The sequence below is a fragment of the Pseudomonas sp. LBUM1652 genome (assembly GCF_059716105.1).
In genome coordinates this window covers 5,838,216-5,859,391 of sequence record NZ_CP166804.1, presented here as the reverse complement: position 1 = coordinate 5,859,391, position 21,176 = coordinate 5,838,216, and the positions used below count along the sequence as shown (strand labels likewise).

The 21,176-nt window shown below is 60.0% G+C and carries 16 protein-coding genes; 4 read left to right on the top strand and 12 right to left on the bottom strand.

Translation table 11 applies throughout. The features are described from left to right. Positions 1 to 32 precede the first annotated feature (32 nt). The gene (locus tag ACA069_RS26470; protein WP_123532475.1) at positions 33 to 524 is read left to right on the top strand and encodes a M48 metallopeptidase family protein; all 492 of its coding nucleotides are present in this window, start codon (positions 33 to 35) and stop codon (positions 522 to 524) included. Positions 525 to 550: 26 nt separating this feature from the next. Further along, positions 551 to 847 carry a winged helix-turn-helix domain-containing protein gene (locus ACA069_RS26465; protein WP_007913779.1) on the top strand — a complete coding sequence of 99 codons (297 nt, stop codon included), beginning with the start codon at positions 551 to 553 and terminating at the stop codon, positions 845 to 847. 97 nt (positions 848 to 944) lie between these two features. Here the strand turns inward: ACA069_RS26465 and ACA069_RS26460 are convergent, their stop codons facing one another. Continuing rightward, on the bottom strand, positions 945 to 1,397 hold the full coding sequence (locus ACA069_RS26460; RefSeq protein ID WP_401271788.1) for a GNAT family N-acetyltransferase: 453 nt from the start codon (positions 1,395 to 1,397) through the stop codon (positions 945 to 947). A gap of 255 nt (positions 1,398 to 1,652) precedes the next feature. Between ACA069_RS26460 and ACA069_RS26455 the strand changes: the two genes are divergently transcribed. Beyond that, the gene (locus ACA069_RS26455) at positions 1,653 to 2,390 is read left to right on the top strand and encodes a substrate-binding periplasmic protein (RefSeq protein WP_401271787.1); all 738 of its coding nucleotides are present in this window, start codon (positions 1,653 to 1,655) and stop codon (positions 2,388 to 2,390) included. A 16-nt stretch (positions 2,391 to 2,406) separates the two neighbouring features. On the opposite strand, the gene yccS is transcribed toward ACA069_RS26455, so the two are convergent. The 9 genes from yccS to betI form a co-directional block, all read right to left on the bottom strand. After that, entirely contained in the window at positions 2,407 to 4,590 is a 2,184-nt protein-coding gene (yccS, locus tag ACA069_RS26450; protein WP_497615505.1) for a YccS family putative transporter, read from the bottom strand. 300 nt (positions 4,591 to 4,890) lie between these two features. Continuing rightward, positions 4,891 to 6,069, bottom strand: a complete 1,179-nt coding sequence (locus ACA069_RS26445; protein WP_497615504.1) for a BaiN/RdsA family NAD(P)/FAD-dependent oxidoreductase — start codon at positions 6,067 to 6,069, stop codon at positions 4,891 to 4,893. A 153-nt stretch (positions 6,070 to 6,222) separates the two neighbouring features. Next, positions 6,223 to 7,608 (bottom strand): ATP-dependent RNA helicase DbpA, encoded by a 1,386-nt coding sequence (dbpA, locus tag ACA069_RS26440; RefSeq protein ID WP_187679685.1) that lies wholly within the window; start codon positions 7,606 to 7,608, stop codon positions 6,223 to 6,225. Positions 7,609 to 7,688: 80 nt separating this feature from the next. Continuing rightward, on the bottom strand, positions 7,689 to 9,116 hold the full coding sequence (gene mdtD / locus ACA069_RS26435; RefSeq protein ID WP_497615503.1) for a multidrug transporter subunit MdtD: 1,428 nt from the start codon (positions 9,114 to 9,116) through the stop codon (positions 7,689 to 7,691). A 199-nt stretch (positions 9,117 to 9,315) separates the two neighbouring features. Next, a complete protein-coding gene (locus ACA069_RS26430) occupies positions 9,316 to 10,653 on the bottom strand; it encodes a TldD/PmbA family protein (protein ID WP_187679683.1) in 1,338 nt (445 codons plus the stop codon). Continuing rightward, positions 10,653 to 12,095, bottom strand: a complete 1,443-nt coding sequence (locus ACA069_RS26425) for a TldD/PmbA family protein (RefSeq protein ID WP_401271783.1) — start codon at positions 12,093 to 12,095, stop codon at positions 10,653 to 10,655. Before ACA069_RS26425 ends, ACA069_RS26430 begins: the two co-directional genes overlap by 1 nt. Positions 12,096 to 12,378: 283 nt before the next feature. After that, a complete protein-coding gene (gene betA, locus ACA069_RS26420; RefSeq protein WP_187679681.1) occupies positions 12,379 to 14,082 on the bottom strand; it encodes a choline dehydrogenase in 1,704 nt (567 codons plus the stop codon). Between the two features lie 189 nt (positions 14,083 to 14,271). Then, positions 14,272 to 15,744 (bottom strand): betaine-aldehyde dehydrogenase, encoded by a 1,473-nt coding sequence (betB, locus tag ACA069_RS26415; RefSeq protein ID WP_187679680.1) that lies wholly within the window; start codon positions 15,742 to 15,744, stop codon positions 14,272 to 14,274. Positions 15,745 to 15,833: 89 nt separating this feature from the next. Beyond that, the gene (gene betI / locus ACA069_RS26410; RefSeq protein ID WP_025108530.1) at positions 15,834 to 16,427 is read right to left on the bottom strand and encodes a transcriptional regulator BetI; all 594 of its coding nucleotides are present in this window, start codon (positions 16,425 to 16,427) and stop codon (positions 15,834 to 15,836) included. A 486-nt stretch (positions 16,428 to 16,913) separates the two neighbouring features. Here betI and ACA069_RS26405 point away from each other — a divergent pair, with 486 nt between their 5' ends. Then, a complete protein-coding gene (locus ACA069_RS26405) occupies positions 16,914 to 18,854 on the top strand; it encodes a BCCT family transporter (RefSeq protein WP_497618311.1) in 1,941 nt (646 codons plus the stop codon). Positions 18,855 to 19,105: 251 nt separating this feature from the next. On the opposite strand, the gene choV is transcribed toward ACA069_RS26405, so the two are convergent. Beyond that, positions 19,106 to 20,284, bottom strand: coding sequence for a choline ABC transporter ATP-binding protein (gene choV, locus ACA069_RS26400; protein WP_016772804.1), 1,179 nt, complete (start codon positions 20,282 to 20,284; stop codon positions 19,106 to 19,108). Further along, entirely contained in the window at positions 20,281 to 21,126 is an 846-nt protein-coding gene (choW, locus tag ACA069_RS26395; RefSeq protein ID WP_497615502.1) for a choline ABC transporter permease subunit, read from the bottom strand. The genes choV and choW overlap by 4 nt, the downstream gene beginning before the upstream one ends. Positions 21,127 to 21,176: the final 50 nt, after the last annotated feature.

Here is a 21,176-nt window from a genome sequence, read left to right as displayed (position 1 = left end):
GGCGCACCTTTTTCGAACCGTGTCGCCCGTCCATGACTGTGTTGAAGTATCTCCAGGCCTATCCCGCGCAATTGCAGGATCAGGTGCGTCAACTGATCGCCGACGGGCGTCTGGGTGAATACCTGGATCAACGTTACTCGGGGCGGCATGACGTGCAGAGCGACAAGGCGTTGTACAGCTACGCGCTGGATCTGAAGCAGGAATACCTGCGTAATGCTCCGGCCATCGACAAAGTGCTGTTCGACAACCGCCTCGACCTGACCCACCGCGCCCTTGGTCTGCACACCACGGTTTCACGCGTGCAGGGCGGCAAGCTCAAGGCCAAGAAAGAGATTCGTATCGCCTCGCTGTTCAAGGACGCCGCACCGGACTTTCTGAAAATGATCGTGGTGCATGAGCTGGCGCACTTCAAAGAGTCGGATCACAACAAGGCGTTTTATAAATTGTGTGAGCACATGCTGCCGGGGTATCACCAGGTCGAGTTTGATCTGCGGGTGTATCTGACTTGGCGGGACATGCAATAACAACAGTCGCAACCAGGAAGGTGTGGATGGACGTAAGCAAAACCAAAAGCAGTTTCTATCGCCGCTTGTATGTGGCGTATCTGATCGACAGCGGCCTGGCTCCGAGTGTGCCGACGCTGACCGAAGTCACCGGCATGCCCCGGCGCACGGCGCAGGACACGATTGCCGCGCTGGCGGATCTGGATATCGTCTGCGAGTTCGAACAGGAAGAGGGCGCTCGCAACCATGCCGGGCGTTATCGGATTCGCGAGTGGGGGGCGATTGATCGGGGGTGGATCGAGAGGAATTTGCGGCAGATCAAAGCGGTGCTGGAATATCCCTGAATCCTGCGTTGACTGAGCTGACGCCATCGCGAGCAGGCTCGCTCCCACAGGAAAATGCATTCCAAATGTGGGAGCGAGCCTGCTCGCGAAAAGGCCCTTAAGCGCGCCGCATCCCGATATGTGGAATGTCATCCTCCAGATATTCCTCACCCGCCGCCACAAACCCGTACTTGCCGTAATACCCCTGCAAATGCGCCTGCGCCGACAGATAGATTGGCACCTGCGGCCAGTGTTTCTCAGCCTGTTTCAGCGCCTGCTCCATCATCTCGTGCCCCAGCCCTTTGCCTCGTCCTTGTGGCGCGGTGATCACGCGGCCGATGACTACGTCGCCGCCCTGGGACTCCGGGTCCAGCAGGCGCAGATACGCCATCAACTGGTCATCCTCCCAACCCATCAGGTGGTAAGTGTCGCCGTCCAGGTCCTGGCCGTCGAGGTCCGGATAGGCGCATTTCTGTTCGACCACGAACACTTCCGAGCGCAGCTTCAAAAGGGCGTAGAGCTGTTCTTTGCCCAAGTCGCTGTGATGTTTGCAGACCCATTCGATTGTCATTTTCCGATTCCTTGAACGTGTCGCCCGATACTAAGCGCAGGCGCGAAAGATGTCTGTATGGCGTAAGAGTCTGTGACAAAGGTCAAAATGCCATCATTCCTTTCTCGCACCGGTGACTTCTTTGTGTAATCTGCTGGGGAGCCCTGTGCACTGGCTGCAATGAGCTAATGTTAGGGCCTGGGTTTTGCCGGTACGGGGCCTTGGGGTTTTGACTGGAAACACGCCGGGCGTGCCGCCCGCTAAGGATTTTCAAGCATGCCGCGACTGCATCGAGCTTTTGCTTTGATCGGATTGCTCTTGCTGGCCCAAGCCGCTGCAGCCGAAAAGCTGCGGCTGGTGTTTGATATCTGGCCGCCCTTTACTGACGACACGCTGGTCAACGGCGGTCTGGCCACCGACATTGTCAGCACTGCGCTGGCTCGGGCCGGTTATGCCAGCGATTATGAGCAAGTGCCATGGGCGCGGGCGCTGCTGGGTGTCGGTGAGGGACGCTACGATGTGCTGGTCAACGCCTGGTACAACGATGAGCGCACGAAATTCGGGCAATTTTCCGGTGAGTATCTGGTTAATCGCATCCGCTTCCTCAAGCGCAAAGACACGCCGCTCGAATACAACAACTTGCAGCAACTGCACACTTATCCGATTGCCGTGGTACGCGGTTACGCCTACTCGCCGCCGTTCGATGCCGATACCGCGTTGCAGAAAGTCCCTGTGCATAACTTTGCGATGGCGGTGCGTATGCTCGCGGCGGATCGGGTCAAGCTGACGCTGGAAGATGAATATGTCGCGCGGCATTACCTGGCACGGGAATCACCGAAAGTGCGCAGTGCCGTGGAGTTTTTGCCCAAGCCGTTGAGCGAGAACAGCCTGCATATCTTGGTGAGCCTGAAGAATCCGCAGCATGAGCAGATTGTCGCGGGGTTTGATAAGGCGATTGAGGCGATGAAGGCGGATGGCAGTTATGACAAATTGCTGAGGCAGCATGGGATGTGAGGCCAGTCCGGCCACCTCAAACCTCGGCAGTGTCCTTGATTAGGTGCGCCGCCAGCGTGCGCAACGGCCCAAGCTGCCGGCAGATCAGCGCCAGTTGCGTCTGTACCAACCGCTGCCCCTCATCAATCTCATCCGGCATCTGCTCCAGCTCATTGGCCAGTGCTTCTTCTTCATCACTCTGAATCGCCACCGGCTGCTTGCTCGCCAGCCCTTGGGCGATTTCATCGATGCTCGCCGCCAGTTTCACGCCGGCACCGTCAATCAAATGTTCGCGCACATCGGCCGGCAACTGAGTCTCGCGATGCGCGCCCAGCCCTGACAGATAACTGAGCAAGGTGTGCGACAGCACCAGAAAGCGGAAACCGACATCCGCTTCCTTCCGGAAATGCCCCGGCTCCATCAGCATGTTCGCCAGCGTCGTCGACAGCGCCGCATCGGCGTTGTGCGCGTTGCGCCGGGCCAGGCGATAAGCGAGGTCGTCGCTCTTGCCGGCGGCGTATTGCTGCATGATCTGGCGCAAGTAGATGCTGTTGCAGGTCAGGGTGTTGGCCAGCACTTTGTTCAGGCGTCGACCCTGCCAGTCCGGCAGGAACAGGAACACCGTCAGGCCGGCGATCAGGCTGCCGAGCAGGGTATCGAACAGCCGTGGCAGGAACAGCCCGTAACCGTCGCCGACCTGATTGAAGCAGAACAGCACCATGATGGTGATCGCTGCCGTCGCCAGGGTGTAGCGGGTGGTGCGATTGGTAAAGAACACCACCCCGGCGGCGATGGCGAAGCACGACTGCACCAGCGGGCTCGGGAACAGATCGAACAAGGCCCACGCCACGGTCAGGCCGATGGCCGTACCGAAAATCCGCTGACCGAGTTTGCGTCGCGTCGCGCCGTAGTTCGGCTGGCAGACGAACAGCGTGGTGAGGATGATCCAGTAGCCTTGCGACGGGTGAATCAAATGCACCATGCCGTAGCCGATGCTCAACGCCAGCGGCAAACGCAGGGCGTGGCGGAACAGCAGCGAAGTCGGCGTCAGTTGTGTGCGCAGGCGAATCCACACGTCTTTCAGATTGCGTGGCGAGCGGTCGAGCAGGCTGCTGTCGGTGGCGTCGGCCAAGGCATCGGGGTTGCTCGCATCGCTGAGCAGACGGTCGAGGGTGCCGAGGTTGGCCGCCAATGCGCGCAGTGACCGCAGCAGGCCGCGCCAGGCCGGATTGCTCTGGATGCGCAGGTGTTCGAGGGAGGCGTCGAGGTCGCTCAGGGCTTCGGCGAAACTGGCGTCGTAGACGAACGGCTGGCGCATCTGGATCGATTCGGCGAGTGCCCGGCAGGCCTTGCCTTGCTGGCGCAGCAGGCGCTGGCAGCGGAACAGCACGTCGCTGTGGAAAAACGCATCGGCCAGCGCGTTGTACGGATAGTGCGAAGAGCTGGCGCGTTCGTGAATGTCCTGGGCGAGGAAATAAAGCTTCAGGTAACGGCTGACTTTCGAGCCGGGGCGACCGTTGCCGACCCGGTGCAGGATGATTTCCTTGGCGCTGTTCAATGCAGCGACCACGCGGCCATTTTGCTGGGCCAGTTCCAGGCGCCGGGCTTCGACGTCCATCTGCCGGACCGGCTCGAACAGCGAGGATTTCAGCTTCAGGTAGAACCCGAGTTCACGGAATAACCGCGCCAGACTCTGCTGCACCGGCTGATTGGAAAACATCGCCTGCCACAGCACCGAGAGCAAGCCGTACCACGCGGCGCCCGCCACCAGCAGCATCGGTTCATGCCAGAAATCGATCACCGCGCCACCGCGCTGATCGACGCCGATCATCGTGTACACGGAGAGAATCAAGGTCGCCGACGCGATCGCACCATAACGCTCACCGAGCGCACCGAGCATGGTCAGGCCGAAACTGGCCAGTGCCAGAGCGACGGCAAACACGATGGGGTAGGGGAAGAGTAATTCCACCGACAGCGCGGCGATGCTGAAACACACCAGCGTCACGGCGAGTGCGTTGAGGCGGCCCTGCCAACTGTCGTCGGTCTCGGCCAGGGCGCTGGCGATAATCCCCAGGAACAACGGGATCAGCAGCCCCATTTCATCCTGATACCAACACAGCGCCATGCTGCCGGTCAGGGCGATGAACACCCGCACGCTATAGCTGAATTTATCCAGCGCCCACAGGCGCCGCAAAGACTGACGAAACGAGGTAGAGGACATGAAGTGCGAAGGCCTTCCGAGGCGATGCCGCTAAATTGAGCCAGTAATGACGCCGACGCAATGGCGCCGATCACATCTGACAGCAAAAAGTGTTCCTTGATTGATGGGCATTGAAGGCCTGTATTGAAACTGTGGCGAGGGGATTTATCCCCGATGGGGTGCGTAGCGCCCCCAAATCTGTCACCTCAGTTTGTCAGACGGACCGCATTCAGGCTTTTTGGGGGTGCTGCACACCCCAATCGGGGATAAATCCCCTCACCACAAAAGCTCGCTCCCACAGGGTTTTGCATTGGGTTTGGATCAGACGTACTGCGCAGCCGCGTAACCCGAGGCCCAGGCCCACTGGAAGTTGAAGCCGCCCAGATGGCCGGTGACGTCGAGCACCTCGCCGATGAAGTACAGGCCAGGGCTTTTCAGCGATTCCATGGTCTTGGAGGAGACTTCGCGAGTATCGACACCACCCAGCGTAACTTCGGCGGTGCGATAACCTTCGGTGCCGGCCGGAACGACTTTCCAGCTCCCTAGCTTGTCGGCGATTTCCGCCAGCTCGGCATGGGTGTATTGCTTCATCGGTTTGGAGACGAACCAGTTGTCCGCCAGCAAACCAGCCATCTTCTTGGTGAAGATTTCACCGAGCAGGGTTTTCAGTTCGCTGTTCGGGCGTTCGGCCACTTGCTGTTGCAGCCATGTAGCCGCGTCGTGATCCGGCAGCAGATTGATCTCTACCGTGTCGCCGGATTCCCAGAACGACGAGATCTGCAAGATCGCCGGCCCACTGAGCCCGCGATGGGTGAACAGGATGTTCTCGCGAAAACTCTGGTCGTTGCAGCTCACCAGACAATCCACGGAAGTGCCGGACAGCTCCGTGCACAAGTCCTTGAGCTGATCGGTGATGGTGAACGGCACCAGGCCGGCGCGGGTCGGCAGCAGTTCGTGGCCGAACTGTTTGGCTACCTGATAACCGAAACCGGTGGCGCCTAGCGTGGGGATCGACAGACCGCCGGTGGCGATCACCAGCGACTGGCACTGGATCTGGCCGAGGGTGGTGTCGAGCAGGTAACCGCTCTCGATTTTTTCGATGGTCTGGATCGAGGTATCGAGGTGCAACTCGACGCCGACCTGATCGCACTCGTCCAGCAGCATGCCGAGGATGTCGCTGGACTTGTTATCGCAAAACAACTGGCCGAGCTTTTTCTCGTGATACGGCACGGCGTGCTTGCCGACCATGCCGATGAAATCCCACTGGGTGTAGCGTGCCAGTGCGGATTTGCAGAAGTGCGGGTTTTGCGAAAGGAAATTGCTTGGTTCGGTGTACATGTTGGTGAAATTGCAGCGACCACCGCCCGACATCAGGATTTTCTTGCCGGCCTTGTTCGCATGGTCGAGCAGCAGTACCTGACGGCCACGCCCGGCGGCGGTCAGTGCACACATCAATCCAGCGGCGCCAGCGCCAATGATCACGACTTCGGTAGAGCGCAAAACGGTGTCCTCTTGGTGGATCGCTACAAAACAAACTGTGGGAGCGAGCCTGCTCGCGAAAGCGGTGTGTCATTCAACACTGATGTCGACTGACAGATTGCATTCGCGAGCAGGCTCGCTCCCACAGGGGATCTCCTTTGGATGGAAGATTGTTTACAAGATACGCACGCGCAACGAACGGCCCTTGATCTTGCCGTCGTTCAAACGCTGCAAGGCTTGCATGGCCACGGTGCGTTCAACGGCCACGTAGGCCTGGAAATCGAAGATTGCGATCTTGCCGACCTGAGCGCCGGGAATGCCGGCGTCGCCCGTCAGAGCACCGAGGATGTCGCCCGGACGCACTTTGTCTTTACGGCCAGCGCCGATGCACAGGGTGGTCATCGGCGGCTGCAACGGGGCGAGGCCCTGGGACTTGAGGTTGTCGACCTGATCCCAGTTCAGCGGGGATTTCTGCAGTTGCTCGATGGCCTGCGCGCGGTGCGCTTCGCCCGGTGCAACGAGGCTGATCGCAATGCCTTTCTCGCCGGCACGACCGGTACGGCCAACGCGGTGAATGTGGATTTCCGAGTCGCGCGCCAGTTCGACGTTGATCACCATGTCCAGTGCATCGATGTCCAGACCACGGGCCGCAACGTCGGTGGCGACCAGTACCGAAGTACTGCGGTTGGCGAACATTGCCAGCACCTGATCGCGGTCACGCTGTTCCAGATCGCCGTGCAAGCCGACGGCGGAAATGCCTTTGGCGGTCAGGTGGTCGACGGTTTCCTGCACCTGCTGCTTGGTGAAACAGAACGCCACGCAGGAGGCCGGACGGAAGTGGTGCAGGACTTTGGTCACCACGCTCATACGGTCTTCCGGGGAAATCTCGTAGAAACGCTGCTCGATCTGCGTGTCATCGTGGAACGCTTCGGCCTTGACCGTTTGCGGGTCACGCATGAATTTCGAGGCCAGTTGCTTGATGCCCACCGGGTAAGTGGCGGAGAACAGCAGGGTCTGACGACGCTCTGGGGTTTTGACGATGATGTCTTCGATGGCGTCGTAGAAACCCATGTCGAGCATGCGGTCGGCTTCGTCGAGGATCAGCGTGTTCAGGCCATCAAGTACCAGCGAACCCTTGCGCAGATGCTGCTGAATGCGTCCCGGGGTGCCGACGATGATGTGTGCGCCGTGTTCCAGCGAAGCGATCTGCGGGCCGAACGACACGCCGCCGCACAGGGTCAGGACTTTGATGTTGTCTTCGGCACGGGCCAGACGACGGACTTCCTTGGCGACCTGGTCGGCCAGCTCACGGGTCGGGCAGATCACCAGCGCCTGGCAACCGAAGTAGCGCGGGTTGATCGGGTTGAGCAGGCCGATGCCGAATGCAGCGGTTTTGCCGCTGCCGGTTTTGGCCTGGGCGATCAGGTCCATCCCCTTGAGGATCACCGGCAAGCTCTGCGCCTGGATCGGCGTCATTTGGGCATAACCGAGGGATTCGAGGTTAGCCAGCATGGCGGCGGACAGCGGCAGAGTATTAAAAGCGGTGGCGATGGTGGTCACGGGACTGGCCTGCAAAACAAAATGTCGCGCAGTGTAGCAGCCCCGTGCCACTTTCCTCGAAAGTTCTGGACGAACAGTGATTAATGTTCGATGTGTTCTTCCGGACGTTTGGCGCGCCGGCCATCTTCTTTCGACAGTTGCGAGAAGATCGTCGCGGCGAGCATCGCCATGATTCCGACCGTCACAAAGGTCAACTGGAACGCACCCAGCACGGTTTCCACGCCATCGTTGCCGATCTCCGCCGTAAAACCGCCGAGCAATGCACCGGCGCACGCCACACCGAGACTCAACGACAACTGCGCGACCACCGACAGCAGACTGTTGCCGCTACTGGCGCTGGCGTCATCGAGGTCGATCAGGGTCACGGTGTTCATCGCGGTGAATTGCAGCGAGTTGATCGCGCCGAGCACCGCCAGCAGGCACAAGAGCAACCAGTACGGCGTCTGCTCGCTGACCAGACCCATGCTCGCCAGCATGATCCCCAGCGCCAGCGTGTTGCTGGTGAGAACGATGCGATAACCGAGGCGTTCAATCAGCGGCCGCGCCACCCACTTGGCGACCATCGCCGCAGCGGCCAGCGGCAGCATGCTCATCCCGGCTTGCGACGGTGAATAACCCAGCGCCACTTGCAGCAGCAACGGCACCAGAAACGGCAGGGCGCCGCTGCCCAGACGGGCGAACAGGTTGCCGAGAATGCCGACGGCAAATGTACGAGTCTTGAACAGCGATGGCGCGAACAATGGATTTTCGATATGCCCGGCGCGCAGCCAGTACGCCGCGAGACACGCCATGCCGCCGAACAGCAGCAACATCACCCGCAAGTGCGGCAGGTGCAGTTCGCCGAGGCCTTCCATGGCGATGGTGATGAGGATCATCGCCGAACCAAACAGCAGGAAGCCGAGACTGTCGAAACGCGTGCGCTCAGTGCCGCGCAGATCGGGAATGAATTTCCATACCGCGTAACAACCGATCACGCCCACCGGCAGGTTGATCAGGAAGATCCAGTGCCACGTCAGGTACTCCACCATCCAGCCGCCCATGGTCGGGCCGATCAGTGGGCCGAGCAGGCCGGGAATGGTGATGAAGCCCATGATCCGCACCAGTTCGGATCGCGGATAGGCACGCAGCACCACCAGTCGCCCGACTGGCAGCATCAGCGCACCGCCAAGGCCCTGAATCACCCGGGCCCCGACCAGCATGCTCAAGCTGCTCGACAGCGCGCAGAGCAGCGAGCCGAGGCTGAACAGCAGGATCGCGCCGAAGAAGATTTTCTTGGTGCCGAAGCGGTCGGCGATCCAGCCGGAAGCGGGGATCAACAACGCCACGGTGAGCATGTAGGCGATGACCACGCCTTGCATGCGTAACGGGTCTTCGGCCAGATCCCGGGCCATGGCCGGCAGGGCGGTGTTGAGGATGGTCCCGTCGAGGGACTGCATGAAGAACGCGATGGCGACGACCCACGGCAACCAGCGTGCGGTGATGGCGTCGAGAGGCGGGCGGTTGGGCATGGAACCTCTTGTGGGTTAATCCGAATTCTTGTTCTGAAATGAAACCCTGTGGTGAGGGGATTTATCCCCGATGGGGCGCGTAGCGGCCCCCGCTTTTAAAATCAAATGCGGGGGCCTGCTGCGCAGTCCATCGGGGATAAATCCCCTCGCCACAAAGCTCATTCCAACATTTGATCCCCGGTGTGCCGGGGATTTATGTTTACAGCGTTAGCGTCAATCGGCTCACCAGCGCGCCCGGCAATAGCGCCGACGAAGTATTGCGCTGGCTATACGTGCTCGCCGACAACAACATCTCGCGCTCGGCGGTCAGCGCTTCCAGCTGCGAACCGAGCAGGTTGTAAGCGCTGTCATCAAAACGCATGGTGCTGACCGGCGCCTGAATCTCGCCGTTCTCGACCCAGAAGGTTGCGAAGCGAGTCATGCCGGTGAGGCGCGCCGCCGGTTGATCCGAGAAGTTCAGGTACCACAAATTGCTGATGTACAGCCCGGTGCCCAATTGCTTGAGTATCTCCGCTTGCGACAGATCACCGGCCGCCATGTTCAACGCACTCGGTGCTTCACCGCCGCTGGCGCCGTTGGCGGTCAAGCCGTATTCGGCGGCACTGCGCGACCCGACCAATTGCTCGCCGGCCTTGCCTTCGATGATCAGCCGCAGATCGCTGCGCGGATAACCCTCGCCGGAAAACGCCGGGCTCAGTGAACCGCTGACTTTCTCATCCAGCGACACCAGTGGGCTGAATGTCTGATCGCCGGCATACAGCTTTTGCAGCGGGCTGCTTTTGCTGGCAATCGACTGTGCCGAGAAACCACCCCAGCACAACATGCCCATGATTTCTTCCAGTGCGGCGGGTGCCAGGTAAGCGCGGTACTGCCCCGGTGCCAGTGTGCGCAGCGGGCGACCGAGAAACTCAAGCTGCTCGCGGGCCTGCTGGAAACGCTTGGCGAAGCCTTCGCTGCTCCATTCGTGCCCGGCGTAGCTCGCCTTCACCGCTTCGCCATTTTCATGGAACAGGCTGAAGTCGAAATTGAAGCTGTTGGCCTGATGCCAGCCAAATGCACCCGCAGAGCTGGCGAAGCCACGGCTGATCGGGCCGGCCGCATAGAAACCGACCAGATCCAGACCTTCAGCAGCAGCGCAGATTTCTGCCACGACCTGCTCGGTGTCAGGCAGCGGATGTTCCTGGATGTTCTTGCTCTGCCAGCCGTTGTGGTTGAGCAACAGATACGGATCCTGCGGCAGCAGCGGCAGGGTTTCGCGCAGTTGATGCAGGCCTTCGGCAAGGCGTTGCAGGTCGGCTTCCTGATCACCGGACAGGGTGATGTGCAGGTCGGCGTGGCGGCCGTCGTTGATCAGTTTCAGGCCAACCTCGGCTTGTTGCACTTGCCCGGCCTGCCGCACCTTGGCGTGGTTGAAACGCACGAATGCCGAGGATTCGGCGGCGTAGCTGAGGGTGAACTGCTCGGGCTCGCGCACGCTGTCGCGCAGCCAATTGACCATGACCTTGAAGGCGTCGGACTGACTCTTCGAAATACTCATCAGGCGTCTCCCCCAAATACATCAACGTTGCTGAATACGCAGGCCGGTGAAGCGTGGCCGACGCGGATTACCTGGTTCGGTTCGCCTTTGCCGCAGTTTGGCGTGCCCAGCACCTTGACGGTGTTGGCATCGCCGACAGCGCGCAGGCTCTTCCAGAAGTGCGCGGAAATCGCCCGGTAGTTGGGGTTTTTCACCACGCCTTTGAGTTCGCCGTTTTCGATCAACTGACCCCATTCACAGCCGAACTGGAATTTGTTGCGCGCATCGTCAATCGACCACGAACGGTTGGTGCTCATCAAAATGCCGTGCTCGATGCCCTTGATCATCTGCTCAAGTGGCTGGTCGCCCGGTTCGATGTTGAGGTTGGCCATGCGGTCGATCGGCGGGCGGTTCCAGCCGCAGGCGCGGCTGTTGGCGACGCCGTCGAGCCCTGCACGGAACTGCGACAGTGCACCGCCCAATGGCCGGAGTAACAGGCCTTCGCGAATCAGGAATTGTTTGCTGGCCTTGGTGCCGTCGTCGTCATGGCCGTAGCTGGCGAGTTCTTCGGGAATACCCGGATCGAACGTCACGTTGAGCAGTTTCGAGCCGTATTGCAGGCTGCCGAAGTCGCTGGCTTTGACGAAACTGGTGCCTGCGTAATTACGTTCATCGCCGAGGATGCGGTCGAGTTCCAGCGGGTGGCCGATGGACTCGTGGATCTGCAGCATCATCTGGTCGGGCATCAGCAGCAGGTCGCGCGGGCCTTGCGGGGTGTTCGGTGCGAGCAGCAGTTGCAAGGCCTGATCGGCGACTTGCGGGCCGGCGCCGATCAGGCCGCAGCGGCTGATCACATCCGCGCCGCCCTGCTGGCCGAAGTTCTCACGGCCGAGGCTGCGGGTCTGGCTGTCGTTGCCGTCGTAGGCGGTGACGTCGAGGCTCGGGTAGACGAAGCGCTGGGCCTGGCGCAGTTCGGCGCCGGCGCTGCTCAGGTAGATCTGCTCGACGTGGGTGATGCCGATGCTCACTTCCCAATTCACCAGGCGCTCATCCTTTGGCACCGAGGCGGATTCGGCGCCGAGCAGCTCAAAGCATTCACTCAGGGACGGGAAGGGTTGGTCAAGATTGGGTGAAAAGTAATCGGCGCGGTCGCTCGAAACCGGCTGATCGCGCAGGTCGAGCAAGGCGTGGGGCTTGAGCGCCCGGGCCTGCTGTTCGGCGCGCTCAAGGGCGGCTTGCAGGCCTTGTTGCGAAAGGTCGTTGGTGGCCGCGTAGGCCTCGACACCGTTGACCCGCACCGTGAGCATCGCCCCTTCGTCGCGGCTCAGGCTCGGCGGTTCGGCAACGTTCTTGCGCACCGACAGGTACTGGCCGGACTCGCGTACATACCGCAGGGAAAAGAATTCAGCGCCCGTGCGCAAGGCAGCGAAGCGCTGCTTGAGCTGGGGGTGGAAATCGAACATTCGGGAACCTCCTTGTTATGGAGTAGCGGGGCATTGCGATTCGGCGGGGAGGGGGGAAGCGGTCGCGCGAGGTCTAGAGTAGGCCTGCGTGGGGGTAGGATCAAGTGAAGAGGGGGTGTAGGAGGATTTACTTGAAGAAGAGGGATTTGTGCTGAATGTGAGGGCCCCTTCGCGAGCAGGCTCGCTCCCACATTAAATCCTGAGCGCTCACACATTTTGTGTTCACTGGAGATCTACTGTGGGAGCGAGCCTGCTCGCGAAGGCCGCGCCTCGGTATTACGTCTTACTGAGCAACAGGCGTGATATCACGCATCGGTTTGCCCTTCACTGGCGCATCGCCCGCAACGTAGTAAGCAGCGGTGCTACGCGGCAGCGGCTGGCGGCCACGGATCTTGTCGGCGATTTTCTCGGCCATCATGATCGTCGGCGCGTTCAGGTTGCCGGTGGTGATGATCGGCATGATCGACGCATCGACCACACGCAGGCCTTGCATGCCGTGCACACGACCTTCGCCATCGACCACAGCCATCTCGTCGGTGCCCATCTTGCACGAGCAGGACGGGTGGAACGCGGTTTCGGCGTGCTCACGAATGAACTTGTCCAGCTGTTCATCAGTTTGCACGTCGATGCCCGGGCTGATTTCGCGGCCACGGAAGGCGTCCAGTGCAGGCTGTTGCATGATTTCACGGGTCAGGCGGATGCCATCGCGGAATTCCTGCCAGTCCTGCTCGGTGGCCATGTAGTTGAACAGGATGCTCGGATGCTGACGCGGATCCTTGGATTTGACCTGGATGCGACCACGGCTTGGCGAACGCATGGAACCCATGTGCGCCTGGAAACCGTGCTCTTTCACCCCGTTGCTGCCGTTGTAGTTAATCGCCACCGGCAGGAAGTGGTACTGGATGTTCGGCCATTCGAATTCCGGACGCGAACGGATGAAACCGCCGGCCTCGAACTGGTTGCTGGCGCCGATGCCGGTGCCGTTGAACAGCCATTCGGCACCGATGGCTGGCTGGTTGTACCAGAGCAGCGACGGGTACAGCGAAACCGGTTGGGTGCAAGCGTATTGCAGGTACAGCTCAAGGTGGTCCTGCAGGTTTTCACCGACGCCCGGCAGATCGTGGACGACCGGAATGTCGAGGCTTTCCAGCAGTTTCGCCGGGCCTACGCCGGAACGCTGCAGAACCTGCGGCGAAGCGATGGCGCCGGAGCACAGCAACACTTCTTTGCGCGCTTTGACTTCAACGCGTTCTTCAGCGTCGCCGACCAGGTAGCGCACGCCGACCGCACGCTTGCCTTCGAACAGGATCTTGTCGGTCAGGGCGTGGGTGACGATGGTCAGAGTCGAACGCTTTTTAGCGGTGTCGAGGTAACCACGGGCGGTGGAAGCACGACGGCCATTCGGCGTCACGGTGCGGTCCATCGGGCCGAAACCTTCCTGCTGGTAACCGTTCAGGTCTTCGGTGCGCGGGTAGCCGGCTTGTACGCCAGCTTCAACCATGGCGTGGAACAGCGGGTTGTTACCCGCCTTCGGCGTGGTCACGCTGACCGGGCCTTCGCCACCGTGGTAGTCGTTCGGGCCGATGTCGCGGGTTTCGGCTTTGCGGAAGTACGGCAGGCAGTCGAGGTACGACCAGTTTTCCAGGCCTGGCAGTTTCGCCCAGCCGTCGTAGTCCATCGCGTTGCCGCGGATGTAGCACATGCCGTTGATCAGCGAGGAACCGCCGAGGCCTTTGCCGCGACCGCATTCCATCCGGCGACCGTCCATGTGTGGCTCTGGATCGGTTTCGTAGGCCCAGTTGTAGCGACGGCCTTGCAGCGGGAACGCCAGGGCGGCCGGCATTTGCGTGCGGAAGTCTAAACGGTAGTCCGGGCCGCCTGCTTCGAGCAGCAGAACGGTGACGCCTTCGTCTTCAGTCAGACGGGTCGCCAGGGTGTTACCGGCCGAGCCGGCACCGATGATGATGTAATCGAATTCTTGGGACATTGAATGCACCCTCTTTGAAGTTGGTCAGGTCAAGATCGCCGGGACCCTGCAAAGCCTGTGGTGAGGGGATTTATCCCCGATGGGCTGCGCAGCAGTCCTGAAATCAGCGATTGAGATCTATCTGGAGAACTGCAGGGTCTGGAAGGGGGCTGCTTCGCAGCCCATCGGGGATAAATCCCCTCGCCACAATCAGAACACCGAGACGTAATCGCCCAGCTCGACCTGTACCGATTTGATGCGAGTGAAGTTGTTCAGCGAGCTGATGCCGTTCTCACGACCCACGCCCGACTGCTTGTAACCGCCCACCGGCATTTTTGCGTCGGACTCGCCCCAGGCGTTGATCCAGCAGATACCGGCTTCCAGTTGATGAATCACGCGGTGAGCGCGGTTCAGGTCTTTGGTGACGATACCGGCGGCCAGGCCGAAGTCGGTGTCGTTGGCGCGACGGATCACTTCTTCTTCGGTTTCGTAGGAGAGGATCGCCATGACCGGGCCAAAGATTTCTTCACGGACGATGGTCATGTCGTCGGTGCAATCGGTGAACACGGTCGGAGCAACGAATGCGCCTTTGGCGAACTCGCCGTCGGTCAGACGCTCGCCGCCACACAGGACGCGGGCACCTTCTTCTTTACCCTTGGCGATGTAACCCAGCACGCTTTCCATGTGCGGGAAGCTGACCAGTGGGCCGAAGTTGGTGTTTTCGTCTTCCGGGTTGCCGACGCGGATGCGCGCAACGCGCTCAACGATCTTGGCTTCGAAAGCAGCTTTCAGGTGGCTAGGCACGAATACGCGAGTACCGTTGGTGCAAACCTGACCGGAGCTGTAGAAGTTGGCCATCATCGCGGTGTCGGCAGCGCGATCGAGGTCGGCGTCGTCGAAGATGATCAGCGGGGATTTGCCGCCCAGTTCCATGGTCACGTCTTTGAGCGACGAAGCCGAAGCGCTGGCCATTACTTTCTTGCCGGTGTCGGTGCCGCCAGTGAACGAGATCTTCTCGATGCGCGGGTGCTCGGTCAGCCAAGTGCCGACTTCACGGCCGCTGCCGGTCAGAACGTTGAACACGCCATTCGGTACGCCGGCTTCGGTGTAGATCTCGGCCAGTTTCAGGGTGGTCAGCGAGGTGACTTCGCTTGGCTTGAAGATCATCGCGTTACCGGCCGCCAGGGCTGGAGCGGATTTCCACAGCGCGATCTGGATCGGGTAGTTCCACGCGCCGATACCGGCAACCACGCCCAGCGGCTCGCGACGGGTGTAGACGAAAGCGGTGTCACGCAGCGGGATCTGCTCACCTTCGATGGCGGGTACCAGGCCTGCGTAGTATTCCAGCACGTCAGCGCCGGTGACGATGTCGACGTACTTGGTTTCGGAGAAGGCTTTACCGGTGTCCAGAGTTTCCAGAGCAGCCAGTTCATCGTTGCGCTCGCGCAGGATGTCGACGGCGCGACGCAGGATGCGCGAACGCTCCATGGCGGTCATCGCGGCCCAGATTTTCTGGCCCTTTTCGGCGCTGACCACAGCACGCTCGACGTCTTCCTTGGTCGCACGTTGCACTTTGGCGAGGACTTCACCGTTCGCCGGGTTGATGGCTTCGAAGGTGGCATCGCTGCCAGCGTCGGAGTACGCGCCATCGATGTAGAGTTTTTGCAGTTCGAAACGGGCCATAGTGTCCTCGCAAGTGCATTAGTGGTTGGCGTTGACCACCGCGATGACGCTGCGGTGGCGGTTCAGGGGCCGAGCGTTTTCTCTGTGCTCTAGCTCACCTGCTTGGCCAATTGGAAATCCATGTATTCGTAAGCGATCTGTTGCGCCTGCGCCGTGTCGAAAGCGTCTCCCGACAGTGCGCCGCGCAACCACAAACCGTCGATGAGGGCTGCGAGACCCCGGGCGGCGCTGCGCGCATCTTCGAGCGGCAACACGCGGCGGAACTCGCAGCACAGGTTGGAATACAGACGGTGATCGTTGATCCGCTGCAACCTGTGCAAAGACGGCTGGTGCATGCTGGTGGCCCAGAAGGCCAGCCAGGTTTTCATTGCCGGGCCATTGACCTGGCTGGCGTCGAAGTTGCCTTCGATGATCACCTGCAGATGCGCCCGTGGGCTGCTGTCTGCCAGCGCCTGACGGCGCGCGGTGACGTTCTCGCTGAGGACATTCATCAGATACCGCATCGTGGCGGCAATCAGGCCGTTCTTGTCCTGAAAGTAATGACTGATGATGCCATTCGAGACACCGGCCAAACGGGCGATCAGCGCAATGCTGGCGTCCCCCATTCCGACCTGATCGACCGCTTGCAACGTGGCTTCGATCAGTTGTTGGCGGCGGATGGGTTGCATACCGACCTTGGGCATCTTGCACATCTCCTTAGGCCTTCCGACGGGCGATGAACGCTTATCGGATTGAGGGCCAGTCTATTTTGTTTTGATTGAACGTTCAATCAACAAAGAATAAGATCTGCGACAAATCGTCGCTGCCTACAGATATTTCCTACACGTAAGTGGCGATAAAACCGACATCCGAAAATGCTTGAAACCTGCGTGGGGCATGGCGCGGTTCGCTGTTCGATGGACGTGTTGAATGGGCAAGACGCTCAGGGCCAGGTTTCGGATGAACGTCCGCACTGCTTTGGCCACGAAAGCGATTCGCAGCGCCATTTCGGCAGGTTCGGGCTTTTTTCGGGGTGTCTTTATATCACCCGCCGGTCGGCTGCCAACTAACCGATTGGTCGGGTTCCGTGTTGCCTTGTGTTCTTCTCTCGCACTGCCTGGAGCATTTGTGCCATGAGTTCTGCCTCGCTTATAAAGACCCCGCCCGAGAAGGTGACGGTCAACGGTTGGGTGTTTTACACCTCTACCGCGCTGATTCTGTTGTTGACCGCCATTCTGATCATCGCCCCGCAAGAGGCCGGCAGATTGTTGGGTATCGCTCAGGCCTGGTTGTCGCGCAGCTTCGGCTGGTACTACATGGTGGTGATCGCCGCTTACCTGGTGTTTGTGGTGGGCCTGGCGTTTTCCTCCTACGGCAAACTCAAACTGGGCAGCAAGGACGACACCCCGGATTTCAGTTACGGCGCCTGGGCGGGGATGCTGTTCTCGTCGGGTATCGGTATTTCGCTGCTGTACTTCGGCGCATCCGAGCCACTGGATCACTACTTCAATCCGCCGGAAGGCGCAGCGGCCACCAACATGGCCGCGCGTCAGGCGGTGCAACTGACGTTCCTGCACTGGGGCCTGCACGGCTGGGCAATCTACGCACTGGTCGGTCTGGCTGTTGCTTACTTTGCCTATCGTCATAACCAGCCGCTGGCCCTGCGTTCGGCGCTGTATCCGCTGGTGGGCGAGCGTTGGGTCAAAGGCGCGGCCGGTCACGCTGTAGACGGCTTCGGCATGTTCGTGACCCTGCTGGGTCTGGTGACCAACCTGGGGATCGGCTCGCTGCAAGTGTCCTCCGGCCTGGAAAACCTGTTCGGCATGGAACACAGCAACACCAATTTGCTGATCGTGATCATCGTGATGAGCACCGTAGCGACCATCGCTGCCGTGTCCGGTGTGGAAAACGGCATCCGTCGTCTGTCCAACCTGAACATCGTGCTGTTCAGCGGTCTGCTGATTTTCGTTCTGCTGTTTGGCCCGACGCTGCACCTGCTCAACGGCTTCGTACAGAACATCGGCGATTACCTCAACGGCATCGTCCTGAAAACGTTCGACCTTTATGTGTACGAAGGCAGTGGCGAGAAATCCGAGCGCTGGATGGGCCTGTGGACTCTGTTCTACTGGGCGTGGTGGATTTCCTGGGCTCCATTCGTAGGCATGTTCATCGCGCGGATTTCCCGTGGTCGTACCGTGCGTGAACTGGTCGCCGGCGTACTGCTCATTCCGCTGGGCTTCACTCTGGCGTGGCTGTCGATCTTCGGTAACTCGGCACTGGATCTGGTGATGAACCAGGGGGCGGTTGAGTTGGGCAAGACGGCGCTGGAACAGCCGTCGATGGCGATCTATCAGTTGCTTGAGCACTACCCGGCGTCGAAAGTCGTCATCGGTGTGTCGATCTTTGTCGGTTTCGTGCTGTTCCTGACCCCGGCCGACTCCGGCGCGGTGATGATGGCGAATCTGTCGTGCAAGGGCGGCAACGTCGACGAAGATGCGCCGCACTGGCTGCGGATTTTCTGGTCGGCGGTGATCACCCTGGTGACCATCGGTCTGCTGTTCGCCGGTAACTTCGAAGCCATGCAAACCATGGTGGTGCTGGCCGGTCTGCCGTTCTCGGTGGTGTTGGTGTTCTTCATGTTTGGCCTGCACAAGGCGATGCGTCAGGACGTGCAGATTGAACAGGAGCAAGCGCAACTGGCTGAGCGCGGTCGTCGTGGTTTCAGCGAGCGTTTGACGCAACTGGATCTGCAACCGAGCCAATCGGTGGTGCAGCGTTTCATGGACAAACAGGTCAGCCCGGCGCTGGAAGATGCGGCTGCGCAAATGCGTGCGCAGGGTCTGGAAGTGCAAACGTTGTTGGGTAAATCCAAACGTTGCATGGGCGTGCGCATCGAGATGGAAGAGGGCAACCCTTTCGTTTACGAAGTGAGCCTGGATGGCTATCTGGCGACCCCGACTGAATCGATCGAGTCTGAAGAGGCGCGTCAGCGTTTCTATCGCGCCGAGGTGTATCTGCACAACGGCAGTCAGGATTACGACCTGATGGGCTTCACGCAGGATCAGATCACGCGGGATGTGCTCGATCAGTTTGAAAGCCATCGGCAGCTCCTTGGCCGGGTGTACAGCTAACGCCTGAGGTCGGCGGTGTGGTGAGTACACCGCCGAACTATTGTGGCGAGGGGATTTATCCCCGATGGGGCGCGAAGCGGCCCCAAGTCGTCAACCGCGGTCGTCCAGAACAACCGCGTTTGACGGTTTCAGGACTGCTCCGCAGCCCATCGGGGATAAATCCCCTCACCACAGGTTCTCTGTTTGCAGCTGAATATATGCACTAACAAAAACGCCGCGATCCTCTCGCGGCGTTTTTGTGTGTGGGGTGTTTAGCCCAGGTTCTTGCCCAGCAACGCGTGATACAACTCGCTGTCGCCCAGAATCCCCACCACATGATTGTTATCGTGCAGCACCAGTTTGTTGCCGGTCTGATAACGAATCTGCAATGCATCACGCATGCCGATATTCGAATCCACCAGCGTCGGCTTGCGCTCCAGCCCTTCTACCGCTTGCCCCGGTGCCCAGTTCTGCAGGTTCAGCACCGAACCGTTCTGCCGTGCACCCTTGATGGTGTTGCCTTCGGCCAGGTCCAGCCACGAGTCGCCGCCCGGATCGAGGCATACCGAACCGTTGATGCGTTTGCACTTGTCCAGCGTGCGCATCAGGCTGCGACCGCAGAGCACGTTGAGCGGATTGGTGTGCGCCACGAATGTACGCACATAGTCATCCGCCGGGTTCAGCACGATCTCTTCCGGCACGCTGTACTGGATGATCCGGCCGTCCTTCATGATCGCGATGCGGCTGCCGAGTTTCAGCGCCTCGTCGAGGTCGTGGCTCACAAACACGATGGTCTTGCTCAGCTTGCGTTGCAGTTCCAGCAGTTCGTCTTGCAGACCTTGGCGGATCAGCGGGTCGAGTGCCGAGAACGGTTCGTCCATCAGCAGAATGTCGGCGTCCATCGCCAGCGCACGGGCCAGGCCCACGCGTTGCTGCATGCCGCCGGAGAGTTCGTCAGGCTTCTTGTTGCGCCATTGGGTCAGGCCCACCAGTTCGAGTTTTTCATCGACCAGTTTCTTGCGTTCCTTCTCCGGTCGACCCTGCATTTCCAGACCGAAGCTGATGTTCTCGCGCACGGTCAGCCACGGCATCAGGGCGAACTTCTGGAACACCATGGCGATGCGTTTAGTGCGCATCATTTTCAGTTCTGCCGGGGTGCAGGAAGCGATGTCGATCTGACGGTTCTCATGCTCGACGAACAGCTTGCCGCGACTCACGGTGTTGAGACCGTTGATGCAGCGCAACAGGCTCGACTTGCCGGAACCGGACAAGCCCATCAGTACGCAGATTTCGCCTTTGTTGATGTCCAGCGTGGCTTTTTCCACACCGACAATTTGCCCGGTCTTTTTCAGAATCTCGTTACGGGTCATGCCCTGATCCAGCAGCTTGAGTGCCTCGCGTGGATCTTTGGAGAAGATTACGTCGACGTCTTCGAAGCGAATTATGCTCATGCGTCACCCCCTACTTTAGCGTCGGGTTGTTTGCAAATACGGTCGAGCATGATCGCCAGCAGTACGATCGCCAGGCCTGCTTCGAAGCCCAGGGCGATATCAGCAGTGTTCAGTGCGTTGACCACCGGTTTGCCGAGTCCGTCGGCGCCCACCAGTGCCGCGATCACCACCATCGACAGCGACAGCATGATGCACTGGGTGATGCCGGCCGCGATGCTCGGCATGGCGTGAGGCAGTTCGATCCGTGAGAGCAATTGGCGACGCGAGCAGCCGAAGGCCTTGCCGGCGTCCATCAGTTCTTGTGGGACATCGCGGATGCCCAGGTAGGTCAGGCGGATCGGCGCAGCGATGGCGAACACCACCGTGGAGATCAGGCCTGGCACCACACCCAGCCCGAAGAGGGTCAGGGTAGGAATGAGGTAAACGAAGGTCGGTACGGTCTGCATCAGATCGAGTACCGGACGCATCACTGTGTAGAACATCGGTTTGTGCGCGGCGACGATGCCCAACGGCACGCCGATGACCACGCAGACCAGGGTCGCGAACATGACCTGGGCGAGGGTTTCCATGGTTTCCTGCCAGTAGCCCAGATTGAGGATCAGCAGAAAGGACGCAATCACAAAAACAGTCAGCCCCCATTTGCGCTGGATGAAATGGGCGAGGATGGCAATGAGGCCGATCAAGACGAAAGGGTTGAACCAGGTGAGCGCAAACGTCACGCCGTGGATCATCGTTTCCAGCGTCACGGCGATGGCGTCGAAGGTGTTGGCGCCGTGTTGCGTCAACCATTCAACGAAGCCCGCGATGTACTGGCCTAAAGGTATTTTCTGATCAATCAGCATGGTAGTGAACGTCCGCATGCAAGGAAATAAACAGCCCGGACGGCCGGAGC

Coding starts and splice junctions, on each gene's coding strand:
- ACA069_RS26470 (WP_123532475.1), top strand. CDS start 33: ATGACTGTGTTGAAGTATCTCCAGGCCTATCCCGCGCAATTGCAGGAT.
- ACA069_RS26465 (WP_007913779.1), top strand. CDS start 551: ATGGACGTAAGCAAAACCAAAAGCAGTTTCTATCGCCGCTTGTATGTG.
- ACA069_RS26460 (WP_401271788.1), bottom strand. CDS start 1,397: ATGACAATCGAATGGGTCTGCAAACATCACAGCGACTTGGGCAAAGAA.
- ACA069_RS26455 (WP_401271787.1), top strand. CDS start 1,653: ATGCCGCGACTGCATCGAGCTTTTGCTTTGATCGGATTGCTCTTGCTG.
- yccS (WP_497615505.1), bottom strand. CDS start 4,590: ATGTCCTCTACCTCGTTTCGTCAGTCTTTGCGGCGCCTGTGGGCGCTG.
- mdtD (WP_497615503.1), bottom strand. CDS start 9,116: ATGCCCAACCGCCCGCCTCTCGACGCCATCACCGCACGCTGGTTGCCG.
- ACA069_RS26430 (WP_187679683.1), bottom strand. CDS start 10,653: ATGAGTATTTCGAAGAGTCAGTCCGACGCCTTCAAGGTCATGGTCAAT.
- ACA069_RS26425 (WP_401271783.1), bottom strand. CDS start 12,095: ATGTTCGATTTCCACCCCCAGCTCAAGCAGCGCTTCGCTGCCTTGCGC.
- betA (WP_187679681.1), bottom strand. CDS start 14,082: ATGTCCCAAGAATTCGATTACATCATCATCGGTGCCGGCTCGGCCGGT.
- betB (WP_187679680.1), bottom strand. CDS start 15,744: ATGGCCCGTTTCGAACTGCAAAAACTCTACATCGATGGCGCGTACTCC.
- betI (WP_025108530.1), bottom strand. CDS start 16,427: ATGCCCAAGGTCGGTATGCAACCCATCCGCCGCCAACAACTGATCGAA.
- choV (WP_016772804.1), bottom strand. CDS start 20,284: ATGAGCATAATTCGCTTCGAAGACGTCGACGTAATCTTCTCCAAAGAT.
- choW (WP_497615502.1), bottom strand. CDS start 21,126: ATGCTGATTGATCAGAAAATACCTTTAGGCCAGTACATCGCGGGCTTC.